The sequence below is a fragment of the Cohnella sp. CFH 77786 genome (assembly GCF_019400745.1).
Lineage (GTDB): Bacteria > Bacillota > Bacilli > Paenibacillales > Paenibacillaceae > Cohnella.
This window is the reverse complement of sequence record NZ_WJIB01000022.1, coordinates 25,068-41,615: the sequence shown is the minus strand read 5'-3', so window position 1 is coordinate 41,615 and position 16,548 is coordinate 25,068. Positions and strand designations below refer to the sequence as shown.

Annotated in this window: 15 protein-coding genes; 12 read left to right on the top strand and 3 right to left on the bottom strand. The window is 59.9% G+C overall.

From position 1 onward, the window contains the following. Positions 1 to 80: 80 nt before the first annotated feature. The 9 genes from GE107_RS23815 (at position 81) to spoIIE (ending at position 9,056) form a co-directional block, all read left to right on the top strand. Complete coding sequence (locus GE107_RS23815; protein WP_219643890.1) at positions 81 to 935, top strand: amino acid ABC transporter substrate-binding protein; 855 nt, start codon at positions 81 to 83, stop codon at positions 933 to 935. Between the two features lie 12 nt (positions 936 to 947). Next, complete coding sequence (locus GE107_RS23810; RefSeq protein ID WP_219643888.1) at positions 948 to 1,616, top strand: amino acid ABC transporter permease; 669 nt, start codon at positions 948 to 950, stop codon at positions 1,614 to 1,616. Between the two features lie 13 nt (positions 1,617 to 1,629). Then, positions 1,630 to 2,376: an amino acid ABC transporter ATP-binding protein gene (locus GE107_RS23805; protein WP_219643886.1), complete on the top strand. Its 747-nt coding sequence runs from the start codon at positions 1,630 to 1,632 to the stop codon at positions 2,374 to 2,376. Positions 2,377 to 2,442: 66 nt separating this feature from the next. Beyond that, entirely contained in the window at positions 2,443 to 2,724 is a 282-nt protein-coding gene (gene yabP / locus GE107_RS23800; RefSeq protein ID WP_219643884.1) for a sporulation protein YabP, read from the top strand. Then, the gene (yabQ, locus tag GE107_RS23795) at positions 2,721 to 3,311 is read left to right on the top strand and encodes a spore cortex biosynthesis protein YabQ (protein ID WP_219643881.1); all 591 of its coding nucleotides are present in this window, start codon (positions 2,721 to 2,723) and stop codon (positions 3,309 to 3,311) included. Before yabP ends, yabQ begins: the two co-directional genes overlap by 4 nt. 170 nt (positions 3,312 to 3,481) lie before the next feature. Continuing rightward, positions 3,482 to 3,802 carry an FtsB family cell division protein gene (locus tag GE107_RS23790; RefSeq protein WP_219643879.1) on the top strand — a complete coding sequence of 107 codons (321 nt, stop codon included), beginning with the start codon at positions 3,482 to 3,484 and terminating at the stop codon, positions 3,800 to 3,802. A 127-nt stretch (positions 3,803 to 3,929) separates the two neighbouring features. Further along, positions 3,930 to 4,367: a S1 domain-containing RNA-binding protein gene (locus GE107_RS23785; RefSeq protein WP_219643877.1), complete on the top strand. Its 438-nt coding sequence runs from the start codon at positions 3,930 to 3,932 to the stop codon at positions 4,365 to 4,367. A gap of 646 nt (positions 4,368 to 5,013) precedes the next feature. Further along, a complete protein-coding gene (locus tag GE107_RS23780) occupies positions 5,014 to 6,150 on the top strand; it encodes an NADH-dependent flavin oxidoreductase (protein WP_219643875.1) in 1,137 nt (378 codons plus the stop codon). Positions 6,151 to 6,524: 374 nt separating this feature from the next. Continuing rightward, positions 6,525 to 9,056 carry a stage II sporulation protein E gene (spoIIE, locus tag GE107_RS23775; protein ID WP_219643871.1) on the top strand — a complete coding sequence of 844 codons (2,532 nt, stop codon included), beginning with the start codon at positions 6,525 to 6,527 and terminating at the stop codon, positions 9,054 to 9,056. A gap of 1,459 nt (positions 9,057 to 10,515) precedes the next feature. Here the strand turns inward: spoIIE and GE107_RS23770 are convergent. From GE107_RS23770 to GE107_RS23760, 3 genes are read right to left on the bottom strand one after another with little or no spacing between them, the layout of a single operon-like run. Next, positions 10,516 to 11,319: an ABC transporter permease gene (locus GE107_RS23770; protein WP_219643869.1), complete on the bottom strand. Its 804-nt coding sequence runs from the start codon at positions 11,317 to 11,319 to the stop codon at positions 10,516 to 10,518. Between the two features lie 15 nt (positions 11,320 to 11,334). Further along, positions 11,335 to 12,135, bottom strand: coding sequence for an ABC transporter permease (locus tag GE107_RS23765; protein ID WP_370636515.1), 801 nt, complete (start codon positions 12,133 to 12,135; stop codon positions 11,335 to 11,337). Between the two features lie 4 nt (positions 12,136 to 12,139). After that, a complete protein-coding gene (locus tag GE107_RS23760; protein ID WP_219643868.1) occupies positions 12,140 to 13,165 on the bottom strand; it encodes an ABC transporter ATP-binding protein in 1,026 nt (341 codons plus the stop codon). 242 nt (positions 13,166 to 13,407) lie between these two features. On the opposite strand from GE107_RS23760, the gene GE107_RS23755 reads away from it, so the two are divergent. Genes GE107_RS23755 through tilS form a run of 3 tightly spaced genes read left to right on the top strand, consistent with a single transcriptional unit; the run spans position 13,408 to position 16,518 of the window. Next, a complete protein-coding gene (locus GE107_RS23755) occupies positions 13,408 to 14,160 on the top strand; it encodes a vWA domain-containing protein (RefSeq protein ID WP_219643865.1) in 753 nt (250 codons plus the stop codon). Further along, positions 14,144 to 15,073, top strand: a complete 930-nt coding sequence (locus tag GE107_RS23750; RefSeq protein ID WP_370636514.1) for a serine/threonine protein kinase — start codon at positions 14,144 to 14,146, stop codon at positions 15,071 to 15,073. The genes GE107_RS23755 and GE107_RS23750 overlap by 17 nt, the downstream gene beginning before the upstream one ends. A gap of 23 nt (positions 15,074 to 15,096) precedes the next feature. Then, positions 15,097 to 16,518: a tRNA lysidine(34) synthetase TilS gene (gene tilS, locus GE107_RS23745; RefSeq protein ID WP_219643860.1), complete on the top strand. Its 1,422-nt coding sequence runs from the start codon at positions 15,097 to 15,099 to the stop codon at positions 16,516 to 16,518. Positions 16,519 to 16,548 lie beyond the last annotated feature (30 nt).

Genomic DNA, 16,548 nt, shown 5'->3' with positions numbered 1-16,548 from the left:
TGACCGGAGATACTGCCGGATGCTAATATCGTATATATTCCCATTAATCCTATCGGAATTACTTGAAAGGGGTTTGCACCATGAAAAAGCTGAATGTCACGATTGCGTTACTGCTCGCGTTTACGGTCCTGCTGGCAGCATGCGGCAAGAAAAATAACGAAGGACAAGGAGCCGCTTCGCCCTCCGCCTCTCCGTCGGCGTCCGCATCCGCGAGCGCTCCCGCGGCAGGGACGTCGCTGCTCGACACGATCAAGGCGAACGGAACGATCCGCATCGGAACCGAAGGCACGTACGCCCCGTTCACGTTCCACGACAAGGACGGCAAGCTGACCGGCTTCGACGTGGAGCTGGCCGAAGAAGTCGCCAAACGCCTAGGCGTGAAAGCCGAGTTCATCGAAACGAAGTGGGACGGCATGTTCGCCGGCTTGGACGCCAAGCGTTTCGACGTCGTGGCGAACGAAGTGTCGATCCGCGACGACCGCAAGAAAAAGTACGATTTCTCCAACCCGTACATCGTGTCCAAAGCCGTGCTTATCGTGCACCAGGACAATAACGAGATCAAGAAGCTGTCCGACCTGAAAGGCAAAAAAGCCGGCCAATCGCTGACCAGCAACCTGACCGACATCGCCAAAGCGAACGGCGCGGAAATCGTGCAAACCGAAGGCTTCAACCAAGCGATCGAATTGCTGCTGTCCAAGCGGATCGACGCCACCGTTAACGACGGCCTGTCTTTCCTGGATTTCAAGAAGCAGCAGCCAGACGCTCCGATCAAGGTCGTCGACGAGACGTCCGACGCTTCCCAGAGCGGGTTCCTGTTCAACAAAGGCAATCCCGAGCTCGTCGAAGCCGTCAACAAGGCCCTTGACGATATCAAGAAGGACGGAACGTACCTGCGCATTTCCGAGAAATATTTCGGCGCCGACGTGTCCAAGTAAAGGACGATCCTCATGACCGAACGTCAATGGAACATCGCCTTGGATTCGCTGCTACCCCTGCTCAAAGCAGGGGTAGCTTTTACCATTCCGCTTGCTTTGATTTCGTTCGTGCTGGGTCTTCTTGTGGCTGTCCTGACGGCGATCATCCGGCTGTACGGACCGAAGCCCCTTGCTCTGGCCGCCCAGTTCTACGTATGGGTGATCCGGGGGACGCCCTTGCTCGTTCAACTGTTCATCATTTTCTTCGGACTTCCCAGAGTCGGCATCGTGATCGATCCTTTCCCCGCGGCCATCATCGGCTTTACGGTCAGCGTCGGGGCATACGGCTCGGAGACGGTGCGGGCGGCGATTCTGTCGATCCACAAGGGACAATGGGAGGCGAGCTATGCGCTCGGCATGACCCGATGGCAAGCGCTCCGGCGCACGGTGCTGCCGCAGGCGGCGCGCGTGGCGACGCCGACGCTCGCCAGCTCGTTCATCAGTCTCGTGAAGGACACTTCGCTCGCCTTTACGGTTACCGTGCCTGAAATGTTCCAGAGATCCCAGCAAATCGTGGCCACTACCTACGAGCCGCTGGTGCTTTACGTGGAAGTCGCTTTGATTTATCTGCTGATCTGTTCGTTCCTCTCTTTCGGCCAAGCCCGTTTGGAGAAACATTTCGACCGCTATCATACCCGTTAGGAGGGCTGCCGGCATGCTAACCGTATCCCAACTTCGCAAATCGTTCGGCAGCGCCGCCGTGCTGGACGGAATCGATCTCCGCCTCGAGAAAGGCAAGGTTCTGGTGATGATCGGACCATCCGGCTCGGGCAAGACGACGCTGCTGCGGTGCATCAATCTGCTCGAAACCCCGACGGAAGGTTCGGTCGCGGTCGGGGACCTCGAGCTTGCTTTCGCGCCGGGCAGGAAGCAGAGGAAGGCGGACATTCTCGCCCTGCGCCAGCGCACGGGAATGGTGTTCCAAAGCTACAACCTGTTCCCGCACCGGACCGCGGCGGAGAATATCATGGAAGGTCTCATCACCGTCCGGAAAACAAGCAAGCAGCAAGCCCGCGAACGGGCGTTCGAGCTGCTCGGGAAGGTGGGGCTTGCGGACAAGGCCGACTTGTATCCCCACCAGCTCTCCGGCGGTCAGCAGCAGCGGATCGGCATCGCCCGCGCGATCGCCATGGATCCGGACCTGCTGCTGTTCGACGAGCCGACTTCGGCTCTGGATCCCGAGCTCGTCGGAGAAGTGCTGAAGGTCATGCGGGCGCTGGCCGCGGAAGGCCGCACGATGGTCGTGGTCACGCACGAAATGAAGTTCGCCGAGGAAGTGGCCGATACGGTGGTTTTAATGGACAACGGCCGCATCGTGGAACGAGGAACGCCGGCCGAGGTGCTGCGCGAATCCGGCAACGAACGGACGAGAGCGTTCCTGTCCAGGCTGCACGTCCAATAAGTCCAAGCCCGGTTCTAAACGAAATCGTCCCCCCATATGCTAGTGGCATAAGGGAGGGGACGGGCCATGGAACACGGCAAAGGCGCGAAGCATCAGGAAATCCGCATGCTCAACCGCAAGACGCTCGAGATTACCGGCGTCGGCAACGTCGAGAGCTTTGACAGCGAAGAATTCCTACTCGTTACGGAGTGCGGATTCCTCGCCGTGCGGGGACAAAATCTGCACATGAAAAACTTGAGCCTGGAGCAGGGGCTCGTCGCCATCGAAGGGACGGTACATTCCCTCGTCTACCTGGACGGCGCCGGGACGGGCAAATCGAAGGGCTTGTTCGGGAAGTTGTTCAAGTGAACGCGGCGTCCCAATGGACGACGATCGGTTGGATGGTTTTATGCGGAGCTTCGATGGGCTTCGTTTTCGATCTCTACCGCGTCATCGCGTACCGTTTCCGGATTCCCCGCTGGCTGCTCCCCGTTATGGACGTCGTCTATTGGGCTGCGGCGACGCTGGGCGTTTTCGGCGTTCTGCTCCGTCACAATCACGGTGAAGTCAGGCTCTATGTGTTCCTGGGACTTGGGATCGGAGTCACCGGCTATTTCGGCTTGCTCAGCCCTCGCGTCGTGAAGGCGGCCCACCGCCTGATCTCGCTGATCATAGGGCTAGCGGCATGGCTGTGGAATATGTTCCGCCTGCTGCTGGTCAATCCATCCATGTGGATCGTGCGTCTGCTTGCCCGGGTGCTCGATATCGCATTCGTGATCGTTGCGGCTCTCTTGCTGTGGACAGCGAAGATCCTTCTCCTCCCGCTCCGGCCCGCGGCTCGATACGCTTGGGGAAAGCTTCTTCCGGTCCGCCGGCGGGTCAGGGCTTGGACCGAATCGTTCGGGCGCTGGAGAGCGAAAATCAAGGCGGCTTGGGAGCTGTTTCGGAAGAAGTAACGTTTCCTTTCGTTTCGACACCGTTCGAAGCGGATAGAGGATCGGAATTGAATCGGAAGAATTATATTATTATCGTCCCGAAATATGCTATAATGATCGCGTCCCGCAGACTTTGTCCATAATTCGGCACGTCTGGGAGAAGCGCAAACGCTAGGAAAGGAGCATCGGACATGTCCAGCCGACAGGCGGCGGCAACACCTTCCGCGATCGGCGCGCGCAGAAGATTGAAGCTGCTTATGGTCGTCATGGTTCTGTTCATGAGCTGGGCCGCTTACATCCTGGTAGGCCAGTACGGACAGATGAGCGACCGCCGCGCGCAGCTGCAGGAAACCGGCAAGAAGCTGTCCGATGCCCTCGCGAAGAGCGAAGCGCTGAAGCAAGAGACGATCCGGCTGAACGATCCGGAATACATCGGGCAAATCGCGCGCAAGGAACAAGGCATGGGATTGCCGGGCGAACAGCCGATCCAAATCGAGAAATCCGCACCTTAAAATCGAATGCCGCCAAGCAGGACGGGGCATCCGCCGGTTGACCTTGCTTTCCGCTGTCGGTTATAATCGGCATAGCCGGACTTCTGCGGTTCGGTCACACTCAGTTCAGGGAGGAACATCGGTTTTTATGGCCATCGAAGTGGGCACCAAAATGGAGGGCAAAGTGACCGGCATCACGCATTTCGGAGCTTTTGTGGATCTTTCGGGCGGCGTCACGGGGCTCGTTCACATTTCCGAGGTTGCCGACAGCTATGTGAAGGACATCCACGAGCATTTGAAAGTGAATGACGTGGTAACGGTCAAAGTCATCAACGTTGACCCGAACGGCAAAATCGGATTGTCCATTCGGCAGGCTGTAGATAAACCGCCTGAACAACAGCAACCGTACCCGAGAGGACCGCGCGGCGATCGCGGCGGCAGGCCTTTCAAGGGCGGAGGCGGGGGAGGGCGCGCCTCTTTCGAGGATAAGGTCAGCCGGTTCCTCAAAGACAGCGAAGAGCGCATTTCCTCCTTGAAGAAAAGCACCGAATCCAAAAGGGGCGGCCGAGGCGGGCGCCGTTCGTAATATACGTTCTGAAGGCCGGACCGGGAGGTCCGGTTTTTTGACATTCGGGGGTAATGGTGCTTAGAAATTAATATGATTCCAGAGAGTGGTTTTGGGGAAGCGAGAGAGGAGCCGTTTTCGGTATTGGCGCTCCCGTTCTTGTTTTGCTCGTCTTGCTGCGAAATCCCCGAATACGAACGCTGTAGTGACTTCCGGAGACGTTATTTCTGCGAAATCCTCGACTACGGGCGCTGTAGTGACTTCTCGAGACATTATTTCTGCGAAATCCCCGACTACGAGCGCTGTAGTGACTTCCGGAGACGTTATTTTTGCGAAATCCCCGACTACGAGCGCTGTAGTGACTTCCGGAGACGTTATTTTTGCGAAATCCCCGACTGCGAGCGCTGTAGTGACTTCCGGAGACGTTATTTCTGCGAAATCCCAGACTCGGAGCGCTGTAGTGACTTCCGGAGACGTTATTTCTGCGAAATCCCCGACTACGAGCGCCGTAGTGACTTCCGGAGACGTTATTTTTGCGAAATCCTTAGGTGTGCTGTAGGTATTATTGAGCACTTTCGGGGCCGTCCGGAGGGGAATAAGGCTTCCCGCTTTCAGACATCTTAATTCCATCCGAGGCCGTCGGTTGAATTGGAGGTGCAGCGTTTCGGTGAATCCCAAATACGCCCCCTTGTTCGAGTCATTCGTTTTCCCCATCGGCACTCATTTGAAAAACCGTATCGTCATGGCCCCGATGACGAACTTCGCTTCCCATGAGGACGGATCCGTCTCCGATGCCGAAGTGAACTATTACGCGCGAAGGTCGAGCGGCGTCTCCATGGTAATCACGGCTTGCGCCTATGTCTCCGCGAGCGGCAAAGGCTTCCGCGGGGAGATCGGAGCGGACCGGGACGAGCTCGTGCCGGGTTTGCGCCGGCTGGCTTCGGCCATTCGGGATCGGGGAGCCAAGGCGGTGCTGCAAATTTTCCATGGCGGCCGCAGTTGCCCGCCTGAACTCGTGCCGGGGGGAGATGTCGTGAGCGCGAGCGCGGTCCCGGCGGTGGAACCCGGCTCCGCGGTACCTCGGGCATTGGCGGACGATGAAATCGACGGGATCGTGCGGGATTTCGGAGAAGCGACCCGCCGCGCGATCGAAGCCGGGTTCGACGGCGTCGAAATCCACGGAGCTAACGGATATTTGCTCCAGCAATTCTTCTCTCCCCATTCGAACCGGCGCGACGACCGCTGGGGAGGAGACGCGGAGGACCGGATGGCGTTTCCGCTCGCCGTCGTGGAGGAGGTCGTTCGCGTGGCGACCGAGTACGCCGCCAAGCCATTTCTGGTGGGCTACCGGTTTTCCCCGGAAGAAGCGGAAACCCCGGGCATCACGATGGCCGACACGATGCGGCTCGTAGACGCTTTGACGGAGCAGCCGATCGATTACCTTCACGTGTCGCTCTTGGACTTCTGGTCCGTTCCGAGGACGGAACCGGATGGAAGCGGCACGCGGATGCAATGGATCATGCAGCGGGCAGGGGCGCGTAAGCCCGTCATCGGCGTCGGCTCGATCCGCACGCCGGACGATGCGCTGAAGGCCTTGAAATCGGGCGTGCCGCTGATCGCCCTCGGCCGCGAGCTGATCATGGACCCGGATTGGGTCGGCAAAATCGCGGGAGGCAACGATACGGACATTCTCACCTCGCTCCATCCGCAAGACCAGAAGAAGCTGGTCATCCCGGACCCTTTGTGGCAAGCGATCATGAATACGCCCGGATGGTTTCCGGTCGAGAACAGTACGAGAGCCTGATCCCGGTCGGATCGGGCTTATTTTGTTCGGATGAACCGGTTGGGTCCGTCAAAAAAAGGGATGACCACCCTGCTTCGATTCGCGAACTTCCGGCAGTGCCGCGCGGATGGCGTCTGTTTTCAGGAAGGGGGGTGCCGTCGGATGGGCGCGCTTTTTCGCGGGATGCCGGATGCCGGCGAGGGGAACGTGTTTTCTGTTATTCGGAAAAAGTTCCGCTCTGCCGCGGGTTCGCCATGCTCCCGAATACCGTCGCCGCCGCCGTACGGAGGGTGTCGGAAAAAACTTTTGCCGGCCCAACGGTTTCTGACAAACTTTCATGAAACCGCCACCCTATAATTAGAGGCACATTCATTCTGGAGATTGGGGTGTGCAACATGGACAAGTCGACCGTCGTGCCGTTCATTCCGCGTCCGGGCGGCGATGAGCCGCAAGGTTCGGAAGCGAAGGAAGGTTGGTGGGCAAGACGCAGGAAGAGGCGTTCCCCGGGTGCTCCGCCGGGTGCTTTCGTCCGCGCGGGACAAGCCTTGCGGGAGCGAAAATGGATGCTGCTCACGATTGTGATGGGCTTTCTGCTCGGACGGGCGGAGCTGTTGGAGAACATCGCTCCGTTTGCCGCCGCCTTTTTCGGGGTCGTTCTCTATGTGCGGAGGGACATGGCGTTTTGGGCGGCGGTCTCGCTGATCGCAGGGAGTTTCTGGGCCGCGGAGCCTGCTCCGGCCGTCATCATCGCGGAAATCGGCGTCCTCTACCTGCTTTACCGGGGGCTGGAGGTATACGAGAAAGCGGATTTGTCCCATGCGCCCGTCGTCGTTTTCGCGGCGACCCTGCTTGTCCGATTATTCGATACGGTGCTGTCGGACAAGCCGGCTTGGTTGCCCTACGTATGGACGACGGTCGAGGCGGGATTGGCGTTCGTGCTGACGATGCTCTTCTTGCACGCGCTGCCGCTTCTCAACCGGACGAAGAAATCGGTCCAGCTCCGGCAGGAGGAATGGATCGGCGTACTGATTCTGGCGGCCTGCCTGCTCACGGGCATGACCGGCTGGTCGGTCTACGGCATGGAAATCACGGACGTACTTACCCGATACGTCGTGCTGATCGCCGCGTTCGTCGGGGGCGTGTCCTTGGGGACTTCGGCGGGTGTCGTGGCGGGCATGATGCTGACCCTATCCAACCTGTCCGCTGCCGGCGACATCGGGCTGCTCGCGTTCGGAGGACTGATGGCGGGCCTGATCCGCGAAGGCGGCAAAGCCGCGACCGTGTTCGGTCTGCTGCTCGGCACGTCGGTGCTCAGCCTGTTCGCTTCCGACGCCGCCCAGACGATGATGTCCGCATGGGCGGCCGTGGCGGCGGCGATCCTCCTGTTTTTCACGCCGAGGACCGCGACCGACGCAATATCATCCTATGTGCCGGGCACCCCCCATTATGCGCGAAACCAGAGGGATTACGCGCAAAAAGTCCGCGACCTGACCGCCGAGCGGGTGGCGCGGTTCTCGGAAGTGTTCCGCCAGCTGTCGGGCAGCTTCCGGCAGATGACCGACGCGGGGGAGACCGTCCGGCAGGACAAGCAGTTCGACCACTTCGCCGGCGCCGTCCACGAGAAGGCTTGCGCGAGCTGCCATAGGCGCGGCTTGTGCTGGGACACGCAGTTTTTCCAGACCTACAAGCTCGTGACGGACATGATGGGCGCGGTGGCGGACAACCCGAACCTGCAGCCGGGAGAGATGCCGAAGAGCTGGTCGCGGCTGTGCGTCAAAACCCCGCAGGTGCTGGACATTCTCAAACGGGAGTACGATCTGTACCGGCACGATCTGCATTGGCGCCGGCAGCTTCAGGACAGCCGCTATCTCGTGGCCGATCAGCTGTCCGGGGTGTCTCAGGTCATGGACGACCTCGTCAAGGAGATCCGGCGGGAAGCGCAGCAGATGGAGCGGCAGGAGGCGCAAATCCGGGAAGCCGTCGACCGATTGGGGCTTGCCGTTCAGAGTATAGATATCATCAGCCTGGAGGAGGGGAGAATCGAAATCGAGCTGGTCCATGCGTTTCGGACCGGTTATGACGAGTGCCGGAAAATGATCGCGCCGCTGCTGTCCGAAATACTCGGGGAGACGGTGAGCGTCCGGCAGGAGAGAAGCGGCGAGCCCGCCGCGCATTTGACCACCGTCGTCTTCGCTTCGGCGAAGGCGTACGAGGTGGAAACAGGCGTCGCCGGCGCGGCCAAGGACGGCGATCTGCTGTCCGGCGACAGCTTCACGATCACGGAGCTGGGAAACGGGAAGTTCGCGGTCGCGCTCAGCGACGGCATGGGGAACGGGGCGCGGGCGAAAATGGAGAGCAGCGCGGCATTGTCCATGCTGGAGCAGCTGCTGCAATCCGGCATCGACGAGAGGCTGGCGGTGAAATCGGTGAATTCCGTGCTGCTGCTCCGGTCGCCCGACGAGATGTTCGCGACGATCGACCTGGCACTTATCGATCTGTACTCCGCGCACGCCACGATGCTCAAGATCGGCTCCACGCCGAGCTTCATCAAGCGCGGACGCAACATCATCCCGATCGCGGCGAACAATCTGCCGATCGGCATCCTGCAGGAGATCGAGATCGATCTGCTCCGGGTGCAGCTCCTGCCGGGCGACACGCTGATCATGATGACCGACGGAATTCTCGACGCGCCCGGACATGCGATCAACAAGGAGGTGTGGATCAAGAGGGTGCTTTCGGAAATCGAGACCGACGACCCGCAGGAATTGGCAGACGAGCTGCTCGATATCGCGCTGAAGCAGAATCCGGGAGGCATCCGCGACGATATGACGGTCGTGGTGTCGCGGATCACCCGCTATCAACCCGAATGGGCGGCGTTCCGCTTTCCCGGCCTCGGCCGCGTGGAGCGCCCGCGGACGGTGAGCTGACCGGGAGAGCCGTGGGGAGAGGAAGGTGAGGGGCAACGAGTGAGTGGGGCGAGTGGATGAGTGACGAGCTGGGAAGCGAAAAAGAAGAGCCGCAGGGTGGCAGAAAGGAGTGTCGCGGCAGAGCCGAAGAACCGAAGAGAGAGCGGAAGGGCTGAAGGGCTGAAGAGCTGATGAGCTGAATAGCTGAAGAGTTGGGAGCCGTAGAGCCGAGGACTGAAGGGCCGCAGAGCGGATGCGCCCAAAAGCGGATGAGCTGAAGAACGGAAGAACGGAAGAACGGAAGAGCCGAAGAGCCGAAGAGCGGAAGAGCCGAAGAGCCGGAGAGCCGGAGAGCCGGAGAGCCGGAGAGCCGAAGAGCCGAAGAGCGGAATAGCCGGAGAGCCGGAGAGCCGAAGGGCCGAAGAGCGGAAGAGCGGAAGAGCGGAAGAGCGGAAGAGCGGAAGAGCGGAAGCTTAGGGGGCCGCCGGGACGCTCGTTCGCGTTGCTCATGTTTGAAAACGGGGGACTCGAGCAGGTGCGAAAGGGAGGATTGGAATGGACAGTGAAACCAACCGGATGGCATCGACTACCCGTATGTTCGCAAGACGCTCAAGCCGTCTTCCGTGCCGTAGCCGCGAACGGCCGGTTCCCTAAGATGTTCCCACCGTCTTGCACAGCCGAAATTTCGTTCGAGCGCCTCTGTAAGACGCTCTGACCGTCTTACGGAGGCGTAATTTCGTTCGAGCGTCTCTGTAAGACGCTCTGGCCGTCTTGCGGAGGTGAAATCTCGTTCGAGCGTCTCCGTAAGACGTTCTTGCCGTCTTATGCAGCTGAAATTTTGTTCGAGTTCCCCGTAAGAAGATTGATCGTTTGTAGGGCAACAGTTTCGTTTGAGCTGCCAAGTAATACTTTGGAATCCTCATGTGAATGGGGAATATTCTTTGGCTGCAACCCGGAAAAACCCGGCTAGAGCGCCGCGACCCAATCCAATCGCATGCTGCAACCCGGGAAAACCCGGCTAGAGCGCCCGAACCCACCCAATCGCATGCTGCAACCCGGAAAAACCCGGCTAGAACGCCCGAACCCACCCAATCGCATGCTGCAACCCGGAAAAACCCGGCTAGAGCGCCCCGAACCACCCCAATCGCATGCTGCAACCCGGAAAAACCCGGCTAGAGCGCCCGAACCCACCCAATCGCAAACTGCAACCCGGAAAAACCCGGCTAGAGCGCCGCGACCCAATCCAATCGCAAACTGCAACCCGGAAAAACCCGGCTAGAGCGCCGCGACCCAATCCAATCGCATGCTGCAACCCGGAAAAACCCGGCTAGAGCGCCCGAACCCACCCAATCGCATGCTGCAACCCGGAAAAACCCGGCTAGAGCGCCCCGAACCCACCCAATCGAATGCTGCAACCCGGAAAAACCCGGCTAGAGCGCCCCGAACAACCCTACTCCCTCACCGAATCCCGCCCAAAATATCAGTTCCCCGTACTTTCGTAGCGGCGCAGGCCCATTCGGTAAATCCCGTATGCGACAGCCCAGGCATAAACCGCAGCCAGCGGTCCGAAGTACGCATACCGGGTCCAATCCTCATGTCCGAACAGATAGGCAGCCGGATAGAAACTGACGAAGGCGAAGGGAACGGCCACCGACACGAAAAGCTGTACCCCGTGGGAGAAGACGGTAATCGGAAATTTCGCGAATTCCCCGACATTGTGGACCGCCAGCGGAACCGCGTTGCCGGAGCTTTTGTTCCAGAAAGCGGAGCAGTTGGAGCCGAAGTTGATCGCGACGCGGATGGCTACAGCGGACAGGAGGAGAACGGCCGTCCAGAACACCGTCAAAGCCGTCCATTCGATCCGGACATGCCGAAGCGAAACGGCGATGAGCGCGCAGCCGAGCGTGATATTGCCGAGACCGTTCATGCCGACGGCGCTCGCCAGCATCTGAAGGACCGGGGACACCGGACGGAGCAGGAAGCGGTCGAGCTCTCCCATGTTTACGTACCGAAGCATCCGCCAAGTTCCCTCGAAGAAGAGCGAACCGATCCCTTCGGTGACATAGATCATCGCGTACATAAAGCAAACTTCCCAGAAGCCCCATCCGTCGATCGAGGGAATCCGGGCGAACACCGCGGCGATGAAAACAACGCCCATCAATTGCGTCAGCACGGCCGATACGACAAGAATCCAGAAATCGGCTTGATACTCCAGAATGGCTTTGATCTGCGTCGAAATAAACCGCCAATATAAATACAAACCCCGAATCGGACGCACCCGCATTTCCGCGTCTCCCCCTTATCCGCCATGAACGGTAATCTGCCGAACGGCTCCTTTCCACATCCACTTGCCGCACATCCAGAGAACGGCCGCCCACGCGAATTGAAGCACGATCATTCCCGCCGCGTCAGGCGCCGAATATTTGCCGAGAAAAATCGAAGCAGGCACGTGCACGATGGCCTGAAAAGGCAGTACCTCGGCCAGCTTTTGCAGCCATTCCGGAAGAAAGGCCAGCGGCACGAGGGCGCCGGACAGCAAATTGGTGACCGCGATCCGCGCCCATACCACCCCGAACGAACCGGTGGTCCAGAAGCAGATCAAGCCGGTCATGTAGACGATCCCGAACTTGACCATGACCGACGCGGCCGTGCTCATCAGAAACTGGACCCAGACCAGCGGAGAATGGGGGACGGAAATGCCGGCAGTCGCGCCAAGCAAACCGGTAATCATAATCCCGCTCACGACCCCTTCGATCGCGAGGGAGCCTACGGTTTCCGCGAACCGCGCTTTCTGGAAATCGAGGGGCTTCAGCAAGTCGAGCGACACGCTGCCGTCCAAAATTTTGCCGGAAATCCTTCCTTCCGAATACCAGGAGAGCAGGCAGCCCAGGAAGAACGTGACGAGCAGGTAGGTCTGCATTTCCTGCCAGGTGAACCCCGCCATCTCCGTGCGGCCTCGGAAAACGGCTTTCCATAAATAAAACAGAGACACCAGCGTAATGAGGCCGGACGTCAGGTTCATGATGTAAGAGAACCGGTAAGCCAGCGAATTCTGCATGGAGCAAACGGCCATGGACACGTATTTCTTCGCACCTTTCACCGTTTTATGCCCCCATCCCGGTCAAGCGCGGAAGTTCGATTCCGCCCTCGTACACCTTCCGGATCACTTCTTCGATGTCCGGTTCGCTGATGCGGAAATCCGCTACCTCGGCCACGCCCATCACTTGCGAGGTGATCTCCGGAGCCCCCGTGACGAACCGGTTGAACCGAACGGAAAAATGGCCGGGCTCATGGATCGTCACTTCCGCGGCCGGCAAACGGTCCGCAAGTTCGCGCAGCCGGCTTTCCTCGAACGTCCCTTGAAAATGGATCGTCCGTTCCGTCGCGAAAGCGTCCTTCACCGCTTCGATCGTGCCGTCGTAGATGATGCGCCCATGATCGATGATCACCAGCCTCCGGCAAATGTCTTCGATATCCTTCAGGTCATGCGTCGTCAGCATGATCGTCGTTCCCAGCTCCCGGTTCAGCGCCCGGACGAACCCGCGGATGTTTTCCTTCACCGCGACGTCCAGGCCGATCGTAGGCTCGTCCAAATAAACGATCTTCGGATCGTGCAGCAAAGCAGCGGCCAGATCGGCCCGCATCCGCTGACCGAGGGACAGCTTGCGCCCGGTCAGCCCAAGAAACTCGTCCATCCCGAGCAGTTCGATGAACGTATTCAGGTTACGCCGGAATCTGTCCTCCGGGATCTCGTAGATATCCTTAAGCAGCGCGAACGATTCCCTTACCGGGATATCCCACCACAGCTGCGTCCGCTGGCCGAACACCGCGCCGATCTGACGGGCGTTGCGCATGCGGTCCCGGAACGGGTCGACGCCCATGACGCGGATTTCACCCGACGTCGGCACGAGAATGCCGGTCAGCATCTTGATCGTCGTCGATTTGCCGGCCCCGTTCGGACCGACGTACGCGATCGCTTCGCCCTCCTCGACGGTCAGATCGATCCCGCTGACAGCCGTCTTCTCCGTGAATTTTCTCGTGAACAAATGCTTGATCGCGCCGGCGAGCCCCGGGTCTTTCACCGCTTGGCGGAATACCTTCTTCAACCCCCGAACCTCAATCGTCCCCATTCCGATATCCCCCCGCTGCCTAAATGAAATAAAAAGGATTATAGCACTTCAAGCGAAAACGGAACCATAAAAAGATTGGACGTTTTTTCCTGTCAAAATTAAAGCTGTCTTGCCGCTTCAGTTCCTGGCTCATTCATTCGAATACAGGAACCGCGGCCGATTTCCCCTCTCTCAAGACCCTTAGATTAAATCTCCCACTCCTTGGCGACAATGTTGATAGAGATGAGAGGGAGTGATCACTCATGAAGCAAATATTGCTCATTACGGACGGCTGCTCCAACGTCGGGGAAAGTCCGGTGTCGGCCGCCGCGCAGGCCTTCGCGGAGGGGATTACCGTCAACGTGGCCGGCGTCGTGGACGAGGGAACGATCGGCGAGCACGGGGCGAGGGAAATCGGCGAGATCGCCAAGGCCGGGGGTGGCATGAGCCGGATCGTCCAGACCCGCCAATTGTCGCAGACCGTTCAGATGATGACGCGACAGACGGTCGCCGGCACGATCCGGCAAGCCGTCAACCAGGAGCTGAAGCAGCTGTTCGGCTTGGAGTCCGTGGGCGCGTTGCCGCCCGCCAAACGGGCCGAAGTGGTGAAGGTGATGGACGAGCTGGAGGAGACGTCCGAACTGCGGGTCGCGCTGCTGATCGATACGAGCGCCAGCATGAAGCCGAAGCTGCACGCCGTGGAGGAGGCGGTCCGGGATCTCGCGCTCAGCCTGGAAGCCCGGATCGGAAGCAGCGCCGTCGCGGTGTTCCACTACCCCGGCGAGTTCGGCCATCTTCCGTGCGCGCTCGATTGCGATTGGACTTCGGATGCCGGACATTTGCCGCTTCTTTTTTCGCGCATTAAAATGAAAGGAACGACGCCCACGGGTCCGGCGCTGCTGCAGGTGGTTGATTATTTCCGGGAAACTTGTGGTAAGATCAGGTCAGAACTTGCGGAAGCTCCGGCTTACGGGCGGGGCGATGCGGGCGAGGTGCGCAGTGACTACGTCGTCTGAGAGAAACCGTTTGCCTCCCGGCACGGTCGTAACGGGCAAATGGAACGGCAAAAAATATAAGCTGGAGCGGCTTCTGGGGGTCGGCGCCAACGGACAGGTGTACTTGGCCTCCCAAGGCCGTTCCTTCTGCGCGCTCAAGATCGGCACGGAAGCGGCCGAGCTTCAAGGGGAAGCCAACGTTCTCGCCTCGCTTGACGGCACAGAGCGCGGACGCGGGCGTCCCCCTTTTTTATTGGACGTGGACGATTTCAGCCTGAACGGACGGGATATCCCGTTCTACTCCATGCGGTACGTTCCCGGCACTCCTCTGAAAAACTACCTCAAACGCCACGGAGAGCATTGGATCGGAGTCATCGGATACCGCCTTTTGGAGAGGCTGGCGGAGCTGCATGAAGCGGGCTGGGTGTTCTGCGACATCAAAAACGACAACGTGCTCGTCCACGATTACGGGCGGGTGGAGCTCGTCGATTTCGGCGGCGTGACGGCGATCGGCCGAAGCGTGCGGCAATTCACCGAACTCTACGACCGCGGCTTCTGGTCGGCCGGCAGCCGGACCGCGGACGCCGCTTACGACTGGTTCGCCTTCGGCATGCTGTGGCTGCACGCGACGGACGGCAAGCGGCTGTTGCAGCTGTTGAACACCAGGCTCCCCCAGGACCGTGGAGTCGAGGATTTGATGAAGCTGGTCCGCAGCAACTCGAGGTTAAGGCCCATGGAGAAGTGGCTGGAGCGGGCATTTCACGGGAGCTTCGGGGATTCCAGGGAAGCCTTGGGAGAATGGCGGCTGGCGCATCGCAAGCAGGGAACGGACGCGGCGAAGGGCCCCGCGCACGTCCCCGCGTGGATGGCCGGGCTGCTCATCTTGTCCGTGGCGCTGTGCGCGACGCTGGCGACCGTATGGTTGTTCCGATAAATCACGGAAGGGAGGGCGGCAGGGTGAGCCGGGACGAACTGTTGGTGCGCATGATGGCGGAAGCGGAGCAAGCCGGTTGGTGGACGCAGGAGCTGTCGGCCGTGGCCGCCGTGTCCGGAGGGCCGGATTCGATGGCTTTGCTCCATCTGCTGTGGCGGATGGCGCAGGAGCGTCCGTTCCCGCTCGTCGCCGCCCATGTGAACCATCGCTTCCGGGGAGCGGAAGCGGAGGCGGAAGCCGAGCTTGTCGCCCGCGCGGCGGAGCGCTGGGGCATTCCGTTCGAGGCGGCTGCGATCGACGTGCCTGCATATATTGAAGAAACGGGGATGAACCCCCAGTCCGCTGCAAGGGAGAAGCGCTACGAATTCCTTCGGCAGGCGGCGGCATCGCATGCCGCTTCCTGCCTTTTTCTCGGCCACCATGCCGACGACCAAGCGGAGACCGTTCTCATGCGGGTACTGCGAGGGACCGGCGTGAGCGGACTGGGGGGAATTCCCTATCGGCGCAAAGAAGGAAATCTGGAACTGATCCGCCCCTTGCTGCGTATGACCAAACGAGAGCTTCTCACTTATTGTGAGCGAAACGGGGTGCCATACGCGGTTGACAGCAGCAACTTGACCCGCCATTATTTTCGCAATGCCGTCCGGCTGGATCTGTTTCCGATGCTGGAACAATACAACCCCCGGTTCAAGGAATCGCTGATCCGGCTGGCCGAGGCGGCGGCGGCGGATGACGATTACCTGGAAGCGGAAACCGCCCGCCTTCTGCCCGAAACGGCGGTACGCTCCGGGAGGGGATTTCGGCTTGAGCGGCGCCGGTTCCGCGGCCTGCACGTCGCTTTACAACGCAGATTGATTAAACTAATATTAAAGTATTCTTCGGACCCTTGGCACTCCTTGGAATTCCGTCTTATCGAGGACATTCTGGAGGCTCTGGCCGACGAGAACAACACCGTGACCCGAATGGATCTCGGCGGCGGGTGGACGCTCGTGCGCGAGTACGACGAAGCCTACCTGGGGCCGCTCCCGGAGGAACGCTCCGGTTACCGCCTTCCGGTCCGTGAATTCCCTTGCGAGTTCCGGCTGGGTAACGGCCGGTCTATCGGGTTCGAACGTTTGGAAGGAGCCGTCACCTCGCTGCCGGACAACCGGTGGGAGGCTTTTTTTGACGAATCCTGCTTGAAACTTCCGCTTATCGTCCGGACGAGGCTGCCGGGAGACCGGATGGAACCCGCTGGACTAAACGGCACCAAAAAAGTGCAAGATATGTTCGTTGACGCCAAAATCCCGCGCTCCAAGCGGGACGATTGGCCGCTGATCGCAGACGCGGAAGGCCGGATCCTCTGGATTCCGGGGTTACGCCGGTCCCGTCTGGCACCGGTCCGTCCGGATACGGCCGCAACGCTCCGGATCGAGATGCGGACGGAAGACGGCGGCCCCGCTTGAACGGCGACATGAACGGAGCCATGCCATCAT